Annotated in this window: 15 protein-coding genes; 4 read left to right on the top strand and 11 right to left on the bottom strand. The window is 64.7% G+C overall.

Annotation, left to right across the window (positions count from 1 at the left end):
* From ABID59_RS08370 to gltX, 6 genes are all read right to left on the bottom strand, one after another.
* Positions 1-858 carry a carbohydrate ABC transporter permease gene (locus ABID59_RS08370; protein WP_354083051.1) on the bottom strand — a complete coding sequence of 286 codons (858 nt, stop codon included), beginning with the start codon at positions 856-858 and terminating at the stop codon, positions 1-3.
* Positions 851-1,780 (bottom strand): carbohydrate ABC transporter permease, encoded by a 930-nt coding sequence (locus ABID59_RS08365; protein ID WP_354083050.1) that lies wholly within the window; start codon positions 1,778-1,780, stop codon positions 851-853. The genes ABID59_RS08370 and ABID59_RS08365 overlap by 8 nt, the downstream gene beginning before the upstream one ends.
* A complete protein-coding gene (locus ABID59_RS08360) occupies positions 1,777-3,063 on the bottom strand; it encodes an ABC transporter substrate-binding protein (RefSeq protein ID WP_354083049.1) in 1,287 nt (428 codons plus the stop codon). Before ABID59_RS08360 ends, ABID59_RS08365 begins: the two co-directional genes overlap by 4 nt.
* Before the next feature lie 53 nt (positions 3,064-3,116).
* Positions 3,117-4,295 carry an ROK family transcriptional regulator gene (locus ABID59_RS08355; RefSeq protein ID WP_187435139.1) on the bottom strand — a complete coding sequence of 393 codons (1,179 nt, stop codon included), beginning with the start codon at positions 4,293-4,295 and terminating at the stop codon, positions 3,117-3,119.
* A gap of 281 nt (positions 4,296-4,576) precedes the next feature.
* The gene (gene gltA, locus ABID59_RS08350) at positions 4,577-5,881 is read right to left on the bottom strand and encodes a citrate synthase (RefSeq protein ID WP_354037044.1); all 1,305 of its coding nucleotides are present in this window, start codon (positions 5,879-5,881) and stop codon (positions 4,577-4,579) included.
* Positions 5,882-6,023: 142 nt separating this feature from the next.
* On the bottom strand, positions 6,024-7,451 hold the full coding sequence (gene gltX / locus ABID59_RS08345) for a glutamate--tRNA ligase (RefSeq protein WP_354083048.1): 1,428 nt from the start codon (positions 7,449-7,451) through the stop codon (positions 6,024-6,026).
* A gap of 156 nt (positions 7,452-7,607) precedes the next feature.
* On the opposite strand from gltX, the gene ABID59_RS08340 reads away from it, so the two are divergent.
* From ABID59_RS08340 to ABID59_RS08330, 3 genes are all read left to right on the top strand, one after another.
* Positions 7,608-9,284, top strand: coding sequence for a glutamine--tRNA ligase/YqeY domain fusion protein (locus tag ABID59_RS08340; RefSeq protein WP_354083047.1), 1,677 nt, complete (start codon positions 7,608-7,610; stop codon positions 9,282-9,284).
* Positions 9,285-9,462: 178 nt separating this feature from the next.
* The gene (locus tag ABID59_RS08335) at positions 9,463-9,696 is read left to right on the top strand and encodes a DUF2171 domain-containing protein (RefSeq protein ID WP_063194708.1); all 234 of its coding nucleotides are present in this window, start codon (positions 9,463-9,465) and stop codon (positions 9,694-9,696) included.
* 97 nt (positions 9,697-9,793) lie between these two features.
* Complete coding sequence (locus ABID59_RS08330; protein WP_354083046.1) at positions 9,794-12,091, top strand: ComEC/Rec2 family competence protein; 2,298 nt, start codon at positions 9,794-9,796, stop codon at positions 12,089-12,091.
* Between the two features lie 10 nt (positions 12,092-12,101).
* On the opposite strand, the gene ABID59_RS08325 is transcribed toward ABID59_RS08330, so the two are convergent.
* From ABID59_RS08325 to ABID59_RS08305, 5 genes are all read right to left on the bottom strand, one after another.
* Entirely contained in the window at positions 12,102-12,533 is a 432-nt protein-coding gene (locus tag ABID59_RS08325; RefSeq protein WP_187435141.1) for a hypothetical protein, read from the bottom strand.
* Positions 12,534-12,726: 193 nt separating this feature from the next.
* Positions 12,727-12,981, bottom strand: a complete 255-nt coding sequence (locus ABID59_RS08320; RefSeq protein ID WP_148753848.1) for a hypothetical protein — start codon at positions 12,979-12,981, stop codon at positions 12,727-12,729.
* A 178-nt stretch (positions 12,982-13,159) separates the two neighbouring features.
* Positions 13,160-13,861: a transcriptional repressor LexA gene (gene lexA / locus ABID59_RS08315; protein ID WP_148753706.1), complete on the bottom strand. Its 702-nt coding sequence runs from the start codon at positions 13,859-13,861 to the stop codon at positions 13,160-13,162.
* Between the two features lie 176 nt (positions 13,862-14,037).
* On the bottom strand, positions 14,038-15,249 hold the full coding sequence (locus ABID59_RS08310; protein WP_354083045.1) for a molybdopterin molybdotransferase MoeA: 1,212 nt from the start codon (positions 15,247-15,249) through the stop codon (positions 14,038-14,040).
* A gap of 104 nt (positions 15,250-15,353) precedes the next feature.
* Complete coding sequence (locus ABID59_RS08305; protein WP_354083044.1) at positions 15,354-16,481, bottom strand: helix-turn-helix transcriptional regulator; 1,128 nt, start codon at positions 16,479-16,481, stop codon at positions 15,354-15,356.
* A gap of 222 nt (positions 16,482-16,703) precedes the next feature.
* Here ABID59_RS08305 and ABID59_RS08300 point away from each other — a divergent pair, with 222 nt between their 5' ends.
* Entirely contained in the window at positions 16,704-18,125 is a 1,422-nt protein-coding gene (locus ABID59_RS08300; protein WP_354083043.1) for a YadA-like family protein, read from the top strand.
* Positions 18,126-18,146 lie beyond the last annotated feature (21 nt).

Here is an 18,146-nt window from a genome sequence, read left to right as displayed (position 1 = left end):
TCATTTCACAGCCCCGGCAGTGAGGCCGCGTACGAAATACCTGCCGCCGAAGAGATAGATCAGCAAAGTGGGGAGCGCCGCGATGATCACCGCGGCGCTCTGCACGCCGTGCTGCGGGATATCCGCGACCGCGGCAGACAGCGCGATGAGCGCGGCCGTCACGGGCTGCTGCTGGCCGGTCGTGAATGTCACGCCATAGAGGAATTCGTTCCAGATATGGGTGAACTGCCAGATCACTGTGACGATCAGGATGGGGGACGAGAGCGGCAGGATGATGCGCCAGAAAATACGGAAGAACCCGGCGCCGTCGATGCGTGCCGCCCGGATCAGTTCATGCGGAATGGCGACATAGTAGTTCCGGCAGAACAGCACGGTGAAGGAAAGCCCCTGGATCGTGTGAATCAGCACGAGGCCCCACAGCGTGTTGATGAGCCCGATGTCCCGCAACACGATGGTCCAGGGCAGCAGGCGCATCTGCTGGGGCAGGAAGAGGCCGAGGGTGACGATGCCGTAGATCCAGTTGTCGCCGCGAAAACGCCAGAGCGACACGGCGTAACCCGCCACAGCACCGAGCAGGGTGGAGAAAATCGTCGCGGGGATCGTGATGAGCGCGGAGTTCAGCATGTATGGCCGGATTCCGGCGCAGGTCTCGGCGATGCAAAAGCCGCTCCAGGCAGTGAGGTAGTTGCGCCAGGCCATGTGTTGCGGCCAGCCGATCATCGAACCCTGCGCAATCTCCTCATTGGTCCGGACCGAGTTCAGCACGACGACGACCAGCGGCGCGAGATAAGCGGCCGCGAACAATGTCACGACGAGATAGATCAAAATCCTGCTCGGCGCGAAGCTGCGGTCACGCATGGGCGGCCTGCCGTCGCTGGACATAACGCCACGCCGCATAGGGCAGCAGCACGGCGAGAAGGATGAGCAACATGAGCACCGCCGCCGCCGCGCCACGGCCGAGCTGGCTGCGCTGGAACATCAAATCGTAGACGACAAGGGCCGGCAGCTGGGTCGCGATGCCGGGCCCGCCGTTGGTGAGCGCGCGGACGAGGTCGAAGGCCGAAATCGCAAATTGCAGCTGGACGACGACGACGGTGATGGTGATCGGCCAGAGCGTCGGCAGAATGACGCGCCAATAGGTTCGGATCGGCCCAGCGCCGTCGATCTGCGCGGCCCTGATAATGTCGGTGTCGACGGAGCGAAGGCCGGCCAGGAACAGCGCCATGGCGAAGCCCGAGGATTGCCAGATCGCAGCGATGACGATGGTCCAGATCGCCATGTCGCGATTGACCAGCCAGTCGAAGTGGAAGGAGCTCCAGCCGAGATCATGGACGAGCTTCTCGATCCCGATACCGGGATTGAGCAGCCAGCTCCAGACCGTGCCGGTGACGACGAACGATACCGCCAAGGGGTACAGGAAGATGGTGCGCAGCACGTTCTCGCCGCGAATGCGCTGATCGAGCAGGATCGCCAGCACGAGACCGGTGATCAAGCTCAGCAGCACGAACGCGATGCCGAACAGCAGCAGATTGTCGAAGGCGATTTGCCAGTTCCGCGACGCCAGGACCGAATTGTAGTTGCGCAGACCCACCCAGCCCGTGACCGGCACAAGGGTGGATGGCGTGAACGAAATCCAGATCGTCCAGATCGAAAACGAAATGAGGTGCGCTGCGGACAACAGCAGCGGCACCCAGATCATCAGATATTCGGGCAGCCGGCGCACCATGTCAAAGGTCGCCGGCCAGCCCGGTCGCGTTGCTGTGGAGACGGCGTCGGTCAACGCGAGCCCTCGACGGCCTCGGCAAGGCGGGTGACGGCTTGATCCGGCGTGATCGTCTTGTTCTTCGCGTATTCGGTGAACACGTCGATCATCGCAGCGGTCAGGCCATTTTCCTGCGCCATGTTGTGGGCGAGGCTCAGGACGGCCTGATTGCTGGCGACAGCGTCCTTGAGTGCGGCTGCGGTTCGCCGTTGACCATCCGACCAGCCCTCACCGGACAGATCGACATCGGTGCGCACGGGGATCGATCCCGTGATTTGCGAATACATGGTCTGGATCGCCGGGTCCATGACGAGCTGGGCCATCAACATCTGGCCGGCTTGCAGATCGGGCTCCTTGCGCTGCCAGAAGATGAAGGCATCGGCATTCAGCAGGAATACCGGCTTGCCATTGTCGCTGGGGCCTGGCGCGATGACGAAGTCATCGAACTTGAAACCGGCGTTCCGCAGCACGCCCTGCGCCCAGCCGCCCATGATCAACATGCCCATGTCGCCATCGACGAAGCGCTTCAAATTGATGGCATAGGGTTGGGCGCCGACATTGGGGTCCATCCAGTTGGTGATCTTGCGCATCTGTGCGAAGGCAGCCTTGATCTCGGGACCCTCCAGGGCCTTCTTGTCGAGATTCATGGCGGCTGCGCGATATGCAGCGGGACTGATGCCGGCGAGCGAGGCCTCGAATTTTTGCCCATCGTCGGCGCGGGTGCCACCGTTGGCGACGGGAAAGGTGACCCCGGCGGTTTTCATCTTCTCGGCAAGATCGTTGAAGTCAGCCCAGGTCACGGGGGGCTTGTCGGCCTTGGCTTTGTCCATCGCGCGCTTGGAGAGAAACAGCATGTTGGTGCTGTAGATCTGCAAGGGCAGGGCAATCCACTTGCCTCCCGGCTTGTGCAATTTTGCAAGGTCCGGCGCGACGACCTTTTCGTAGCCGGCGGCAGCGACAACGGCGTCAAGATCGACGGTCGGCGCAATCTTCGACCAGGCGGCAATCTCCGGGCCCTTGAGCTGCGAGCAGGCCGGCGGATCGCCGGCGATGATCTGGGCGCGCAGCTTGTTCATCATCTCGGTGGTGAAGCCGGGGACGGGCGAGTGCTGCCAGATGCCGCCCTTCTCCTCGAATTTCTTGCCGAGCGCAGTGATCGCCGCTCCGTCGCTGCCTGCGGACCATTGCGAGATCGCGGTGAGGCGCGGCTTGACTGCGCCTTGCGCGCGAGCAAAGGCCGGCAGCGCGAGCGCGGCAGCAGATCCAGCGAGCAGACGGCGCCTTGTTGTTGTGATCGGCATGGCAAGTTCCTCCCGGGTGTGAACTCTTTTGCGCGAGAGCCGCGCAGGCTATGTCAGGCGGCCTCCGTCGATGCGGCCGGCATGCCGCCGCTTCTGGTCAGGCAGAGCGCGGCGAAGGCAAGTGCTGCCTGCGGATCGTTGCCCATCGAGGGCGGCACGAAGGCGAGCGACACCTGCGCCAGTTTCCGGCCGCCGAGCAGGCAGGAGTCGATCCCGTCGATGACGGCCTTTCGATCGTCTTCAGTGAGCAGCGACGGCCAGCCGCTGACGACAACGCCGCGGCATGGCTTGACGTTCAATGTGTTGCCGATGGCGAGGCCAAGCCTGAAGAGGCGCTGGCGCAATTCCTGGCGCACCCGCGATGTGAGGGGGATCGTGGTCACCCATTCACTGCCGAGTCGGAGCAATTCTGCTTCGGTGACGCGCAGAAGGTCGGCCAGCGCCGGCAGCGACGTATAGGCTTCGACGCAACCGTGATGTCCGCAGCGGCAACGCGGGCCGTCGGTTCCGAACACCATGTGGCCGAGCTCGACCGGGTCGAGCGCGTCGTTCTCGATCGGATCATCCAGCCAGGCGCCCGCGACGCCCTGGCCGACGAAGACGAACAGATGCGCATCGCTGAACGGATAGTTCTCGGTGCGGCAGCGGTGAAATGTGGCGTGCGCCACCACCGAATTGGTGAAGGTGACCGGCACGCCCGCGAACAATTCGCCGAACATGTCCCCGATAGCTCCGACGTCGCACGGAATGATCGGATTGCCTGATACACTCAGGCGGCCGAGGCCGGGAACGGTCACGCCGACCTGTGCGAGCCTGATGCGGCGCCGGCGCGTCCAGTCGCGCAGCAATGCCAGTGCTTCGCGAAACACCCGGCCGACGGATTCAACGGTCGGCTTCTTCGGCAGCGGCACACGCTCGGTGTAATGCAGTTCCCCTGACAGGCCGCCAACGCCGACGCTGAGCCATTGGCCGGTCAGCTCGAGGGCGGCAAGCGCCACCGTGCGGTCGAGCGACACCAGACCCGTCGGGCCGCCGACATAAGGGGCGGGGCGCCGCACTTCCTCGATCAGGCCTTCGGCTTTCAAGTCGAACAGGATACGCGACAGGCTTGCTTCGGACAGGCGCACGGCGCGCGCCAGGGGCGGCCGGAACGAGCCGCCGGACTGGAGCAAATGAGTCAAAATGGCAGCACGCGTCTGCCGCCGACTTCTCGGCTGCTCCGGCATTTCCATCCCTGTCGTCATTCTTACTTAGTGTAAGAATGCGCGCGGAGCATTTCGACTGTCAAGCGTTCGCCGGCGCGATGCTGCGACTTGTTGTTGTGCGCGGCAGCAAGATTGGGGCGGCCCACGAGTTTCGTAGGGTGGGCAAATCGAAGCGTGCCCACTATTTTTGTCGCGCTCGCAGAGTTGCGGTGGGCACGCTGCGCTTTGCCCACCCTACAAGGTGATCGCAAAAACAAAAACGGCGCCATCCGGAGACGGCGCCGCATTGATAGCCCTCAGGCTGAGACTTACTTGCGATCCTTGATCGCGACGTAGTCGCGGCGGGTGACGCCGGTGTAGAGCTGGCGCGGACGGCCGATCTTCTGCTGCGGGTCCTCGATCATCTCGCTCCACTGGCTGATCCAGCCGACGGTGCGGGCGACCGCGAACAGCACGGTGAACATCGAGACCGGGAAGCCCATCGCCTTCAGCGTGATGCCCGAATAGAAGTCGACGTTCGGATACAGCTTGCGGTCGATGAAGTACTGGTCGCTGAGCGCGATCTTCTCGAGCTCGAGCGCCACCTTCAGCATCGGATCGTCGCCATGGCCGGTCTCCTTGAGAACGGCGTGACACATCTTCTGCATGATCTTGGCGCGCGGATCGTAGTTCTTGTAGACGCGGTGACCGAAGCCCATCAGGCGGACTTCGGAGTTCTTGTCCTTCACCTTGGCGATGAACTCGGGGATCTTGTCCACGGAGCCGATCTCGGCAAGCATCGCGAGCGCAGCTTCGTTTGCGCCGCCATGCGCCGGGCCCCAGAGGCAGGCGATGCCGGCGGCGATGCAGGCGAACGGGTTGGCGCCGGAGGAGCCGGCGATACGCACCGTCGAGGTCGAGGCGTTCTGCTCGTGGTCGGCGTGCAGGATGAAGATCTTGTCCAGCGCGTCAGCGAGCACCGGGTTGATCTTGTACTCCTCGCACGGAACGGCGAAGCACATGTTGAGGAAGTTCTCCGCGAAGGAGAGCGAGTTCTTCGGATACACGAAGGGCTGGCCGACCGTGTACTTGTAGGCCATCGCGGCCAGCGTCGGAATCTTCGCGATCATGCGCATCGAAGCGATCATGCGCTGCTTCGGGTCGTTAATGTCGGTGCTATCGTGGTAGAACGCGGCGAGCGCGCCGACGGAGGCAACCATCACGGCCATCGGATGGGCGTCGCGGCGGAAGCCCTGGAAGAAGCGGGCCATCTGCTCGTGCACCATCGTGTGATGGATCACGCGGTGGTCGAAATCCTTCTTCTGCGCGGCAGTCGGCAGATCGCCAAAGAGCAGCAGGTAGCAGGTCTCGAGGAAGTCGCCGTTCTCGGCGAGCTGCTCGATCGGGTAGCCGCGGTATTCCAGCACGCCCGCATCACCGTCGATATAGGTGATCTTGGACTGGCAGCTCGCAGTGGAGGTGAAGCCGGGATCGTAGGTGAACAGTCCGGACTGGCCGTACAGCTTGCCGATATCGATGACATCAGGTCCGACGCTGCCGCTGTGGATCGGAAGATCGTAGTTCTTGTTTCCGACCGTCAGCGTGGCGGTCTTGTTGCTTGAGTTTGCGTCCATCAGAGGTCCCCGATGTAAGGTGAAACGGGCCGGACCCGGAAGGCCCCGATGACATGGGTGGGGCAGGCCGGATGTTCCAGAATGTACGGGGAGATGGGTATATTATTGCTGTGTGCACTGCAAGATCATGGCAGCTATGGACTTACGTCGTAGACTGATCCTTAAGCCGCCCCAGGCTTTCCTGGCGTCCCAGCACGTCCAAAACCTCAAAGATCCCAGGCGACGTGGTGCGCCCGGTCAGCGCGGCCCGCAACGGCTGGGCGACTGCGCCGAGCTTGAGACTATTTTCCTCGGCAAAAGCACGCAGTGCGGCCTCCGTGGTGGCGCCGCTCCAGGTCGCGACATTCTCCAGCGCGGAATGCAGCTGACCGATCAGCTTGCGGTTCTCAGGCGTCAGCAGGGCGGCCGCCTTGGGATCGAGCTGCAGAGGCCGGTCGGCGAAGATGAAATAGGCGCCGTCGATCAGCTCGATCAGCGTCTTGGCGCGCTCCTTCAGGGCCGGCATCGCCTTGAGCAGCTGGGCGCGCGTGGTGTCGTTCAGCTTGGCCTTAATCTCGTCGCGGGCGGGCACCAAATGGTCGAGCACGTCCTCGAACATCTTCACGAGCGATTGATCGTCGGCGTGGCGGATGTAATGGCCGTTGAGGTTTTCCAGCTTGGCGAAATCGAAGCGGGCGGCGGCGCGGCCGACATTGGCGAGGTCGAAGGCTGCGATCATCTCCTCGGTCGAGAAGATCTCCTGGTCGCCATGGCTCCAGCCGAGGCGGACGAGGTAGTTGCGGAGCGCGGCCGGGAGGTAGCCCATGGCGCGGTAGGCATCGACGCCGAGCGCACCGTGCCGCTTGGACAGCTTTGAGCCGTCCGGACCGTGGATCAGGGGGATGTGAGACATGCTCGGCAGTGCCCAGCCCATCGCATCGTAGATCTGCTTCTGGCGCGCGGCGTTGATCAGATGGTCGTCGCCGCGAATGACGTGGGTGACGCCCATGTCGTGGTCGTCCACGACCACTGCGAGCATGTAGGTCGGGTTGCCATCACCGCGCAGCAGGACGAGATCGTCGAGGTTCTCGTTCTGCCAGACCACGCGGCCCTGGACCTGGTCCTCGATCACGGTCTCGCCGGTCTGCGGCGCGCGCAGGCGGATGGTCGGCTTGACGTCCGACGGTGCCGTCGCCGGGTCGCGGTCGCGCCATAGGCCGTCATAGAGACGGGTGCGGCCCTCTGCGCGCGCCTTCTCGCGCATGGCGGTGAGCTCCTCGGCGGTGGCGTAGCAGCGATAGGCCTTGCCGTCCGCCAGCAACTGCTCGGCGACCTCGCGGTGACGGGCGGCGCGGCTGAACTGGTAGATGACGTCGCCATCCCAGCCGAGCTCCAGCCATTTCAGCCCGTCCAGAATCGCGCCAATCGCAGCCTCGGTAGAGCGCTCCCGGTCGGTGTCCTCGATCCGGAGCAGCATCTTGCCGCCGTGCTTCTTCGCATAGAGCCAGTTGAACAGCGCCGTGCGGGCACCCCCGATATGGAGGAAGCCGGTCGGGGAGGGAGCGAAGCGGGTGACGACGGAATTGGTCATTCGTGGCAGGGCCTATGCATGGGAGGCGGTGGTATATAACAGGACCGGAGCATAACTAAAGCCCGGCAGCGGACCGCTTAAGGCCTTGCTTAAACCCTTGGCTCAGCCAAGCAAATTTGGCAGAAGGACCGCTGATTTCCCTACAGGATTTTCGTAATGACAGAACTGGTGGCGACTGAGGTTGGGCGCGATTTCATTCGTGACATCATCCAGGCCGACCTCGATCAGGCCAAGTACAAGGAGATCGTGACCCGGTTCCCGCCGGAGCCGAACGGCTACCTGCATATCGGCCACGCCAAGTCGATCGCCCTCAATTTCGGTATCGCCCAGGAATTTCCGGGCCGCTGCCATCTGCGCTTCGACGACACCAATCCGGTCAAGGAAGAGCAGGAATATATCGATGCCATCCAGGCCGACGTGCGCTGGCTCGGCTTCGACTGGGGCAAGAACCTGTTTTTCGCCTCGGACTATTTCGACCGCCTGTACGAATGGGCGGAGAAGCTGATCCGCGATGGCTTGGCCTATGTTGACGATCAGACCCAGGAGCAGATCCGCACTTCGCGCGGCACGTTGACCGAGCCGGGCAAGAACTCGCCGTTCCGTGACCGCAGCGTCGACGAAAATCTCGACCTGTTCCGCCGCATGAAGGCCGGCGAATTCCCCAACGGCGCGCGCGTGCTGCGGGCCAAGATCGACATGTCCTCGGGCAACATCAATCTCCGTGATCCGGTGCTGTATCGGATCCTGCATGCGCATCATCCGCGCACCGGGACCAAGTGGAGCATCTATCCGAGCTACGACTATGCCCACGGCCAGTCGGACGCGATCGAGGGCATCACCCATTCGATCTGCACGCTGGAGTTCGAGGACCACCGGCCACTTTACGATTGGTTCATCGAGAAGCTGCCGGTGCCGTCCAAGCCGCACCAGTACGAAATGGCGCGGCTCAATTTGACCTACACGCTGCTGTCCAAGCGTGTGCTGACCCAGCTCGTCCGCGACGGTCATGTCGCCGGCTGGGACGATCCGCGCATGCCGACCATGGCGGGGATGCGCCGCCGCGGCGTGCCGCCGGCGGCTTTGCGCGAATTCGTCAAGCGCATCGGCGTGGCCAAGGCCAACAGCGTTGTCGATGTCGGCATGCTCGAGTTCTGCATTCGTGAGGAACTGAATCGCACGTCGCAGCGGCGCATGGGCGTGCTGCGGCCGCTCAAGGTGGTGATCGAGAACTATCCGGAAGGGCAGACCGAGGAGCTCGAGGCGATCAACCACCCCGACGACGCTAGCGCGGGCACGCGCAAGATCACGTTCGGCCGCGAGCTCTATATTGAGCAGGACGACTTCATGGAGAATCCGCCCAAGAAATTCTTCCGCCTGTCGCCGGGCAACGAGGTGCGGCTGCGCTACGCCTATTTCGTCAAGTGCACCGGCGTGATCAAGAACGACGCCGGCGAAGTGGTGGAGCTGCGCTGCACCTACGATCCCGCGACCAAGGGCGGCAATGCGCCCGATGGCCGCAAGGTCAAGGCGACCATGCACTGGCTGCCGGCGGCGAGTTCGGTGCCGGCGGAGATTCGCATCTACAACCAGCTGTTCGCCAATCCGAGCCCGGACGCCTCGAATTTCGCGGCCGACCTCAATCCGCAGTCGCTGGAGATCCTCGCTGATGCCCGGATCGAGGCATCGGTTGCGGAAAGCAATTCGACCGAGCCGATGCAGTTCGAGCGCCAGGGCTATTTCGTGCGCGACAGGGACTCGACGCCAGGCAAGCCGGTGTTTTCGCGCACCATCGGCCTGCGTGACACGTTCGCGAAGGAAGTCGCCAAAGGCTGAGACACGCATGAGCCGAGAAGCCGACGCGATCGTTTCCGCCATCGTCGCGAAATGGTGCGCCGGCTTCATGCCTCGTCACGCGCGCCGTTGATCTGACGGGGCACACGGCATCGTCATTCCGGCGAGGCAACGAACGCGTCCCCTGCGCGTTGTGTGGGTCCCCAATTGAGGATCTCCCATGCAGAACATCGCAGAGCATATGGAAGTCATCGGCGCCGACGGCGTCCACATCGGTACCGTCGACAAGGTCGAGGGTAATCGCATCAAGCTGACCAAGAAGGACAGCGGCGAGGGCAGCCACAAGGGTCATCATCATTTCATCGACAAGGGGCTCGTCGCCGGTGTCGAGGGCAACAAGGTCCGGCTGTCGGCCAAGGCGGATGTCGCCGTGACGATGGAAGAGGAAAAGTAGGGCTGCGGCCCCTTCGTTCCTGATCCGTACCGCTATTCGCACCGCTGCACGTTCCGGTAGCCTCTGCGCCAGTCGCGTATCGCAGGGTTGCTAAGGAATGGCGGAGCCGGGTCGGCCGCAACGGGTCTCGCAGGGTATCGCCGGCGCGCCGATTGCAGGGACTTGGCCAACCGGCCGGACCGCATCGGCGGGCGGCTTTGTGCCGGCGGGCTTTGACGTTTGGCCCGCGATCGTCGCGCGGCTTCGCGAATGGGCCAAGGCCGAAGCCGGCGCCGGGCGACTGTTTCCCTGGGTGCCGATCGCCTTCGGCTGCGGCATCGCGCTCTATTTCGCGGCCGATCATGAGCCGGTGCTGTGGGTCGTTGCCCCGACGACGGTGGCGCTGGCGCTCGGGGCGGTGTTGTTGCGCCGGAGCCGGTGGTTTGCGCCGGCGATCATGATCGCGGCGGTCGCGGCCGGCTTTGCCATGGCAACCTGGAAGACGGCGCGCATCGCCCACACGGTGCTCGCAAGGCCGCTTTATTCGGTGTCGCTGTCGGGCTTCGTCGAGACCCGCGACATCCGCGAACGCACCGACCGTTTCGTGCTGCGCGTCACCGCGATGGAGGCGCAGCGCAGCGACGTGAAGCTGGAGCGCGTCCGCCTCTCCGTGCGCAAGGGGACGGCGCCCGATGTCGGCAGCTTCGTGCAGCTGAAGGCGCGGCTGATGCCGCCGCTCGCGCCGTTGCGGCCGGGCAGCTACGATTTCTCGCGCGACATGTTCTTCCAGGGCATCGGCGCCTCCGGCTTCGTGATGGGATCGATCACGGCCGTGGCGCCGCCCGATGCCGGCGGCCTGCAACTGCGCTATGCGGCGGTGATGCAGGGCCTGCGCGATGCGATCGACGCGCGCATCCGCGCCACGCTCGACGGCGACAACCGCGCGATCGCGACTGCGCTTTTGACCGGCCGCCGCGATGCCATCACCACGCCCGTCAACGATGCGATGTTCATCTCCGGCCTCGGCCATGTTCTGTCGATCTCCGGGTACCATATGGCTGTCGTCGCCGGCGTCGTCTTCTTCGCGGTTCGCGCGCTGCTGGCGCTGATCCCCGGGCTGGCGGTCGGCTTCGCAATCAAGAAATGGTCGGCCGCCGCGGCGCTGGTCGCGTCCGCGTTCCATCTGCTGCTCTCGGGCGCGGAGGTTGCGACCCAAAGGTCGTTCTTCATGACCGCGGTGGTGCTGATCGCTGTCATGGTTGACCGCCGCGCCATCACCTTTCGCACGCTGGCGGTGGCAGCGCTGATCGTGCTTGCGGTCGCGCCTGAGGCGCTGGTGCATCCGAGCTTCCAGATGTCCTTTGCGGCAACGCTCGGCCTGGTGGCGCTGGTGCAGATCGGTATGCCGAACCTGTTTGCCTCGCCCGATCACTCGACAACCGCGCGCATCGCGCTGTGGGGCGGCCGCGAGATCGCGATGCTATTCATGGCCTCGATGATCGCGGGGTTTGCGACCACGCCCTATGCCGCCTTCCATTTCCATCGCGTCACGCCCTATGGCGTGCTTGCCAATCTCGGCGCGATGCCGGTGGTCTCGGCGCTGGTGATGCCGGCCGGGCTGTTGGGATTGCTCGCGGCACCGTTCGGGCTCGACGGGGTGTTCTGGTGGTTGATGGGGATCGGTATCGACTGGATGGTGGCGGTCTCGCGATGGGTCGCGGCGCTGCCCGGCGCGATCGGCCACGTCAGTGCCTTCGGCACTGCGCCGCTGATCGCGGCGAGCCTCGGCCTCGTCCTGATGGGACTGCTACGCACGCCGCTGCGCTGGTCGGGCGCGTTCGTGCTCGTGGCGGCAATCGTCTGGGGTCTGTCGGTCCGGCAACCCGATATCCTTATCGCCGGTGACGGCCAGAGCGTTGCCGTGCGGGGCAGGGACGGGCAGCTGCACCTGATCAGGACGAGCAAGGACAGCTTTCTGCTCAAGGAGTGGCTCGCGGCCGATGCCGACTCTCGCGATCCCGGCAGCGTCGCGCTTGCCGATGGTGTGTCGTGCGACGAGTCAGGCTGCGTGACGCCGCTTGCCGACGGACGCATCGTTGCGCTGGCGTTGCGCATTGACGCGCTGGGAGACGATTGCAGCCGCGCGGCACTGGTGGTGACGGCAAGGCCCGCGCCGCCGGATTGTGGTGCGATGGTGGTCGATCGGCCACGTCTCGTGCGTCAGGGCGCGCTGGCGCTGACGCCGCGTGGCGACGGCTTTGCGATTCAGGCGGTAAAGGCGAGGGGCGCAAACCGCCCCTGGTCGCCGGCGGCGGCCGGCGATGGAGATTTCGAACAGACCCTCATGCCGCGGTCGGCAGCTCCGCGCTCCAAAGACGCAACGCCGTCTGACACCGACCTGCAGGCCGATGACTGAGATCGACGGCTTAGCCGATCGGCAGGCGCGGGGACGTGGAGCGGCTGTCGGCGACCTGCGGCTTGTGCTCGCGCTCGCCGAGCGGCTGGGTCACGGGCAGTTGCAGCACGGTTGCGCGCTGGCCTTCGACCAGCTGCGTCACCAGCACGTATTTGCCGTCGGGGAATTCGATCGCGTCGTGATGGCGGTCGGGAATGTGCGGATCGACCTTGCCGAACTTGCCGACGCGCGAGTTGATGGTGCGCGTCCAGATCCAGCGATTGTCGTAGCGGACGTTGTCGGCGAAGGCGAGCTCCGTTCCCGGCAGCAGGCAAACCGCGACGGACATGTCGGCTTCGGAGGCGAAGCCGCGCGTCGAGGTGCCGCGGAACGTTGTCGTGACGATCGTCTCGCCAACTTCTGCGGGACGCGTCGCGACGGCATGCAGGCTATAGTCACACATCGGGTGCTCCTCAATCAGGATAGAGCACCCGCGCCTCTGTCTCGGAGGCGCAGGCCCCTATCAGAGTGGAAGCTCATCTTATGCTTGTTTGTGGGCAAATCTGCGGCTCGCATCAGCAGAGCGCGATCACATTATCTTTTTCAAATGCACGAGGAACAAAGCCTGCTCCCGCGCATTCGGTGAGCGCGTTGCTTCAGCGGCCGGCTGGCGCTGACCAGCCCGAATATTGCCAAGCCGGCTGCGCGACGGCGTTACGGGCATTGCGGAATTGCTCGGTCGTTGCGCGCGGTGCTTTGCGAGCGTGGTGCTGCGGCTGCGCAGCCAAGGCTTGCGACCCCAAGGCTTGCGACCCCAAGGCTTGCGAGCCCAAGGCTTGCGACACTAAGGCCTGCGACGCTGATACTGCGATCAGCGTCATCGTGACGGTGCTCAAAATGATCTTGCGCATGTTGGTCTCCTCGGTCTGGCAAAGGCCCTGCGAAGCAATGCGTGCTTCGTTGCGGCGTGCCGAGGATGTAGCGCTGGAGAAGGGGCCGGATAATCTGTGCAAAACCAGAAAGACTACCCAGCCGGAGCGGACAATCGTCCGCTCCAATCGTTGATTGCGCTCGCCGATAGCGACGCGATCAGTACTTCCGGTACAGCCCGATCAGCTTGCCCTGGATCTTGACCCGGTTGGGCGGCAGGATGCGAACCTCATAGGCCGCGTTGGCCGGCTCGAGCGCGATCGAGGCGCCGCGACGGCGGAAACGCTTGAGTGTCGCTTCCTCGTCGTCGATCAGGGCGACCACGATGTCGCCGGTATCGGCGCTCTCGTTGCGCTGGATCAGCGCCATGTCGCCATCGAGAATGCCGGCCTCCACCATGGAGTCGCCGCGCACTTCGAGCGCGTAATGCTCGCCCGAGCCGAGCATGTCGGGCGGGACGCTGATGGTGTGGCTGCGGGTTTGCAAAGCCTCGATCGGCGTGCCGGCCGCGATCCGGCCCATCACGGGCACTGCGACTGGACGCTCACCCTCGTCGGCCGGCAGGCTCGACGCCGGGCGCACCTTGCCGAGATTGCCCTCGATGACGCTCGGCGTGAAGCCGCGGCGGCTGCCAGCGGCGGCCTGGAGCTCAGGCAGCTTGATCACCTCGATGGCGCGGGCGCGGTTGGGCAGGCGGCGGATGAAGCCGCGCTCCTCGAGCGCAGTGATCAGGCGATGGATGCCTGATTTTGAGCGCAGATCGAGCGCGTCCTTCATCTCGTCGAAGGAGGGCGGCACGCCGCTTTCCTTCAGACGTTCACTGATGAACCGCAGGAGCTCGTACTGTTTGCGCGTTAACATCTCGACCAAAATCCCCCGGTTGATGTCGTTCGATTCCGAGACGCTGAAGTCAGCAATAAGCCGCTACATGCTCGAAACAAATCATGAACGGACACTATATGTTCGATACTTGTTCCGCAACTGCTTAATTTACCGTGAACGCGACAAAGTTCGCGGAACGCATGCGAACAATGCGCTCAGACGGGCAGTCGCAGCACCTCGCAGGGCGCTCCCGCTTCGGCCCTCGGTGCGAACGGTGCGCGCACGAGAAGTGCCTGTGCCGCAGCGAGATTCGCAAGCAGCGAGGAGTCCTGGTGATTGACGGGAAGGGCGATCAGCGTGCCGTCATCACGCACATCCAGGCGGGCGCGCAGATAGTCCTCGCGCTGGTCATTGGCGCCGACGTCGCGGCCGAGCACGGCGCGTTCGCGGCGGTGATGAACCATCGAACGGCCCGACAACGCACGAATCAGCGGCACCATGAACAGGAAGCCGCAAACGTAGGATGACACGGGATTGCCGGGCAGGCCGATTACGCGCATCGCCCCGAGCTGCCCGTTCATCATCGGCTTGCCCGGCCGCATCGCGATCTTCCAGAACGCCATCGAGGTGCCCTCGTCGCGGAGCGCCTGCTGCACCAGATCGTGGTCGCCGACCGAGGCGCCGCCCGTCGTGATCAGGATGTCGGCGCCGGAATCGCGGGCGCGGCGGATGCCGGCGGTGGTGGCGGCAAGCGTGTCGGCGGCAATCCCGAGGTCGATGGTGTCGGCCCCCTCGCTGCGGGCGAGCGCATGCAGGGCATAGCCGTTGGAATAGACAATCTGGCCATGACCGGGCGTCGTACCCGGCATCACCAGCTCGTCGCCGGTTGCGAGAATCGCGACCTTCGGACGGCGGCGGACCGCCAACTGCGGGTGATTCATGCCGGCGGCAAGCGCGAGGTCGCGCTCGGTCAGCCGGGCGCCCTTGCGCAGGAGCACGTCACCCTCGCGGAAGTCGATGCCGGCCGGGCGGATGTGCCGCCCGGCGACGGCGGCTTCCTTGATCGCGATGCGCTTGCCGTCGGCGACGGTGTCCTCCTGGATCACGACCGCATCGGCGCCGTCGGGAACGACGCCACCGGTGAAGATCCGGACGGCTTCGCCGGCACCGACAGTTCCTGCAAACGGCCGGCCGGCAGCGACCTCGCCGATGATATTGAGCTGCGCATCGACCCTGGCTGCATCGGCCGCGCGGACGGCATAGCCGTCCATCGCCGACATCGCCTGCGGTGGCTGCGTGCGCCGTGCGGCGAGATCGCGCGCCAGCACCCGGTGCCAAGCCTCATCGAGCGCAACCATCTCTTCAGCCAGCGGCTCCGCACCGGCGAGCACCGCGGCAAGCGCATCGGAAACCGGCATGAGGGCCACGGCTGAAAGCTCCTGCTTGGGCAACGCGACAATCAGGTCGCGGCCAGCGTTCTAGCCGACTGTGGCCGTTGAGGCAAAACGGATGCGCATACGCGCGGACGCAGCTATTTCTGGAGCAACAGCCGCACCAGCTCGGCCTGTCGCCCCACGCCGGTCTTGTCGAAGATCTTCGACAGATGGCTGCGCGCGGTTCCGTCCGCGATGCCGAGCCGTTCGGCCGTGGCTTTGCGGCCGCCGCCCTTGACGATCTCGAGCGCGAAGGCCGCTTCGGCACGGGTCAGGCCGTAACGCGCGCGTAGGGCGTCGAGTCTTGATCTCGCGTCCGGCTCGGGGTCGGTGATCAGCACCATCGCACTCGATCGCCAGCCGGAGGCGAGCGACACCGAGCTCTCCGCCCAATCGCTGCCGACCGGCGTTACCTGCACGTGCAGCGGCATGCGGCCGGGAAGCCGCCGCAGGCTCATCTCGCCTCCGATGCGATCGGGATTATCGATGCTGCACGAACCGACCAGCGTTTGCAGACAACGGCCATCGTCGCTGGTGATGGCGCTCAGCGCGCCCGCGTCGATCACGATGCCGTCGGCGGCGTCGAGCCATTCGCGCGCGCGACGATTGACGAAGATCGGGCGGGCCTGGGCGTCCGCGAGAATGAAACCCTGATCGAGGCCGTCGAGGCCCGCCAGCGCCGCGCGGCCGGCGATGTCGAGCTGGTGGGTACGCCGCTGGATCGCAACGGCGCGTACGAGATGCTGCGCCAACGTTGCAAACAGCCGCCGCGCCTTGTCGTCATACGGAGACAAATTGGACGGCCGATGGCTGGTCAGGATGCCTGTGGCGTTGTGATCGACCAGCAGATTCGTCGTCAACGGTTCGGTGTCGAAACCGCCCGGCTGCCACCATTCGTTGTAGAAATCGCTGCGGGTGAACTCATCGCGTGTGATGAAGTCGCCGATGGTGAAGACCTCGCCGGGCGTCCGGCCGATGCCAAGCGGCAACAGGGGATTGCGCGGGGCCCAGCCGAGTAGCTCTTGCACGCGGTCGGGGTCGATGCGTGGCGACAGCAGGCTGGAGAGGCCGCTTGCGGGATCAAAGACGCCGAACAGGGTACGGCCGCCGATGGCGTCGTCGATGCGCGTCAGCACATTTTCCCAGCGGCTTCCGTCGAGCGCAACCTCGTAGATGGCGCCGATGAGGTCCAATACGGATTCGTTGGAAATATCGTCCGTACCCAAGACAAATGCCTCAAAATGCAATGAGGCATCTCAGCGCAGCGTCACGGAACGAGCAAGAGCAGAAAAGCGGCAGTCGTGCCGATGTTGCCGCAAAGCCGCACCCCATTGGCATTCCCGACGCAATCATCGACGCATCCGACAAACGTCAGATGCCTCCATGTCCGGGCTTTGCAACATTTCCGAAAGGACATCATTCCTGCGATTCAGGGGACGGGGGCGAAAGTGTCGATTTCGGCAATCCATCGAGGTCGCAAGACCATCATTCCGGTCATCCAGAGCCTGTCTCGCAAGGCCGGCTTGCTCGCAAGCAGCATGCTCACCAGCGTGGGCGTGCTTGGCGCCGGAGTGGCGCTTTATCCCTCGGCAGCTCTTTCTGCCGACTACGCCGCCGGCGGCGGCGTGATCAACGCGCCCAGCGGCAACGCGACAGCGGTTGGCAGCGGCGCGACCACGACCGGCAACTTTGCGACAGCCTATGGTGCGGGCAGCATTGCGAACGGCACGTTCGCGACCGCGACTGGACCGGGCAGCACCGCAAACGGAACCAACGCGACCGCGACTGGAGCGTCCAGCCTCGCGGACGGCACCTATGCGACGGCGACGGGACAAAACAGCGTCGCGAACGGGACCTCGGCGACGGCGACGGGTACCTTCAGCGCCGCCGTTGGAACCCTCGCGACCGCGACCGGAGAGCAAAGCCGCGCAGACGGAACCAACGCGACCGCGACTGGACAGTTCAGCCTCGCCAACGGCACCTATGCAACGGCGACGGGACAAGCCAGCAACGCAAACGGGACCAACGCGACGGCGACGGGACAAGGCAGCGTCGCGAACGGCGTGGACGCGACCGCGACCGGTAGTCTAAGCAAGGCGAATGGCTTTGACGCAACGGCAACAGGGATTCAAAGTGCTGCGAATGGCACCTTCGCGACCGCGACGGGCGCCCAGAGCGTCGCCCACGGCGACAGCGCGACCGCGACCGGCCAAGGCAGTTTCGCAAATGGCGATTTCGCAACCGCGACTGGTCAAGGCAGCATCGCCAATGGCTTGACAGCCAGTGCGTTCGGCCAGGGTAGCAACGCGACCGGCGACGCCACCACCGCGATTGGCCAAGCCAGCACCGCCAGCGCCACCGGCGCGACTGCGATCGGTGCGGGCGCCACGGCTACCTTCGCCAATTCGACTGCGATCGGCGCGGGCGCGACGACATCAGCGCCCAATCAGGTCTCGATCGGCACCAGCACGAACACCTATCGCATGTCCGGCCTCACCTCGGCCGCGAGCCTTGCCGCACAATCCGGCCCGACGCAGGTGGTTACAACGGATGCCGCCGGGCATCTGGCCGCCGCAAGCTTCAGCGGAGCCGATATTTCCACGCTGCAGTCCAACGTCTCCACGTTGCAGACGCAAATGCGGCAGGCGTTCGAGGGCACCGCGATCGCCATTGCCATGGGCGGCTCGGCACTGCCATCGGACAAGCGGTTTGCGGTCTCCACCAATTGGGGCACGTTCCGCGGGCAGAACGCCATGAGCCTGGGCGCCCAGATGCGCCTCAACCAGTATGTCGTACTCAACGGCGGCGTCGCGGCCGGGTTCGCGCAAGGCGGCGTCGGTGGACGCGCCGGAGTGACGGTTGCGTGGTGACGGCGGCGTGCTGAGCGGAAA

Source organism: Bradyrhizobium sp. S3.3.6, from assembly GCF_040546905.1.
GTDB classification, from domain to species: Bacteria; Pseudomonadota; Alphaproteobacteria; order Rhizobiales; family Xanthobacteraceae; genus Bradyrhizobium; species Bradyrhizobium cytisi.
This window is presented reverse-complemented; position numbering and strand designations above follow the sequence as displayed.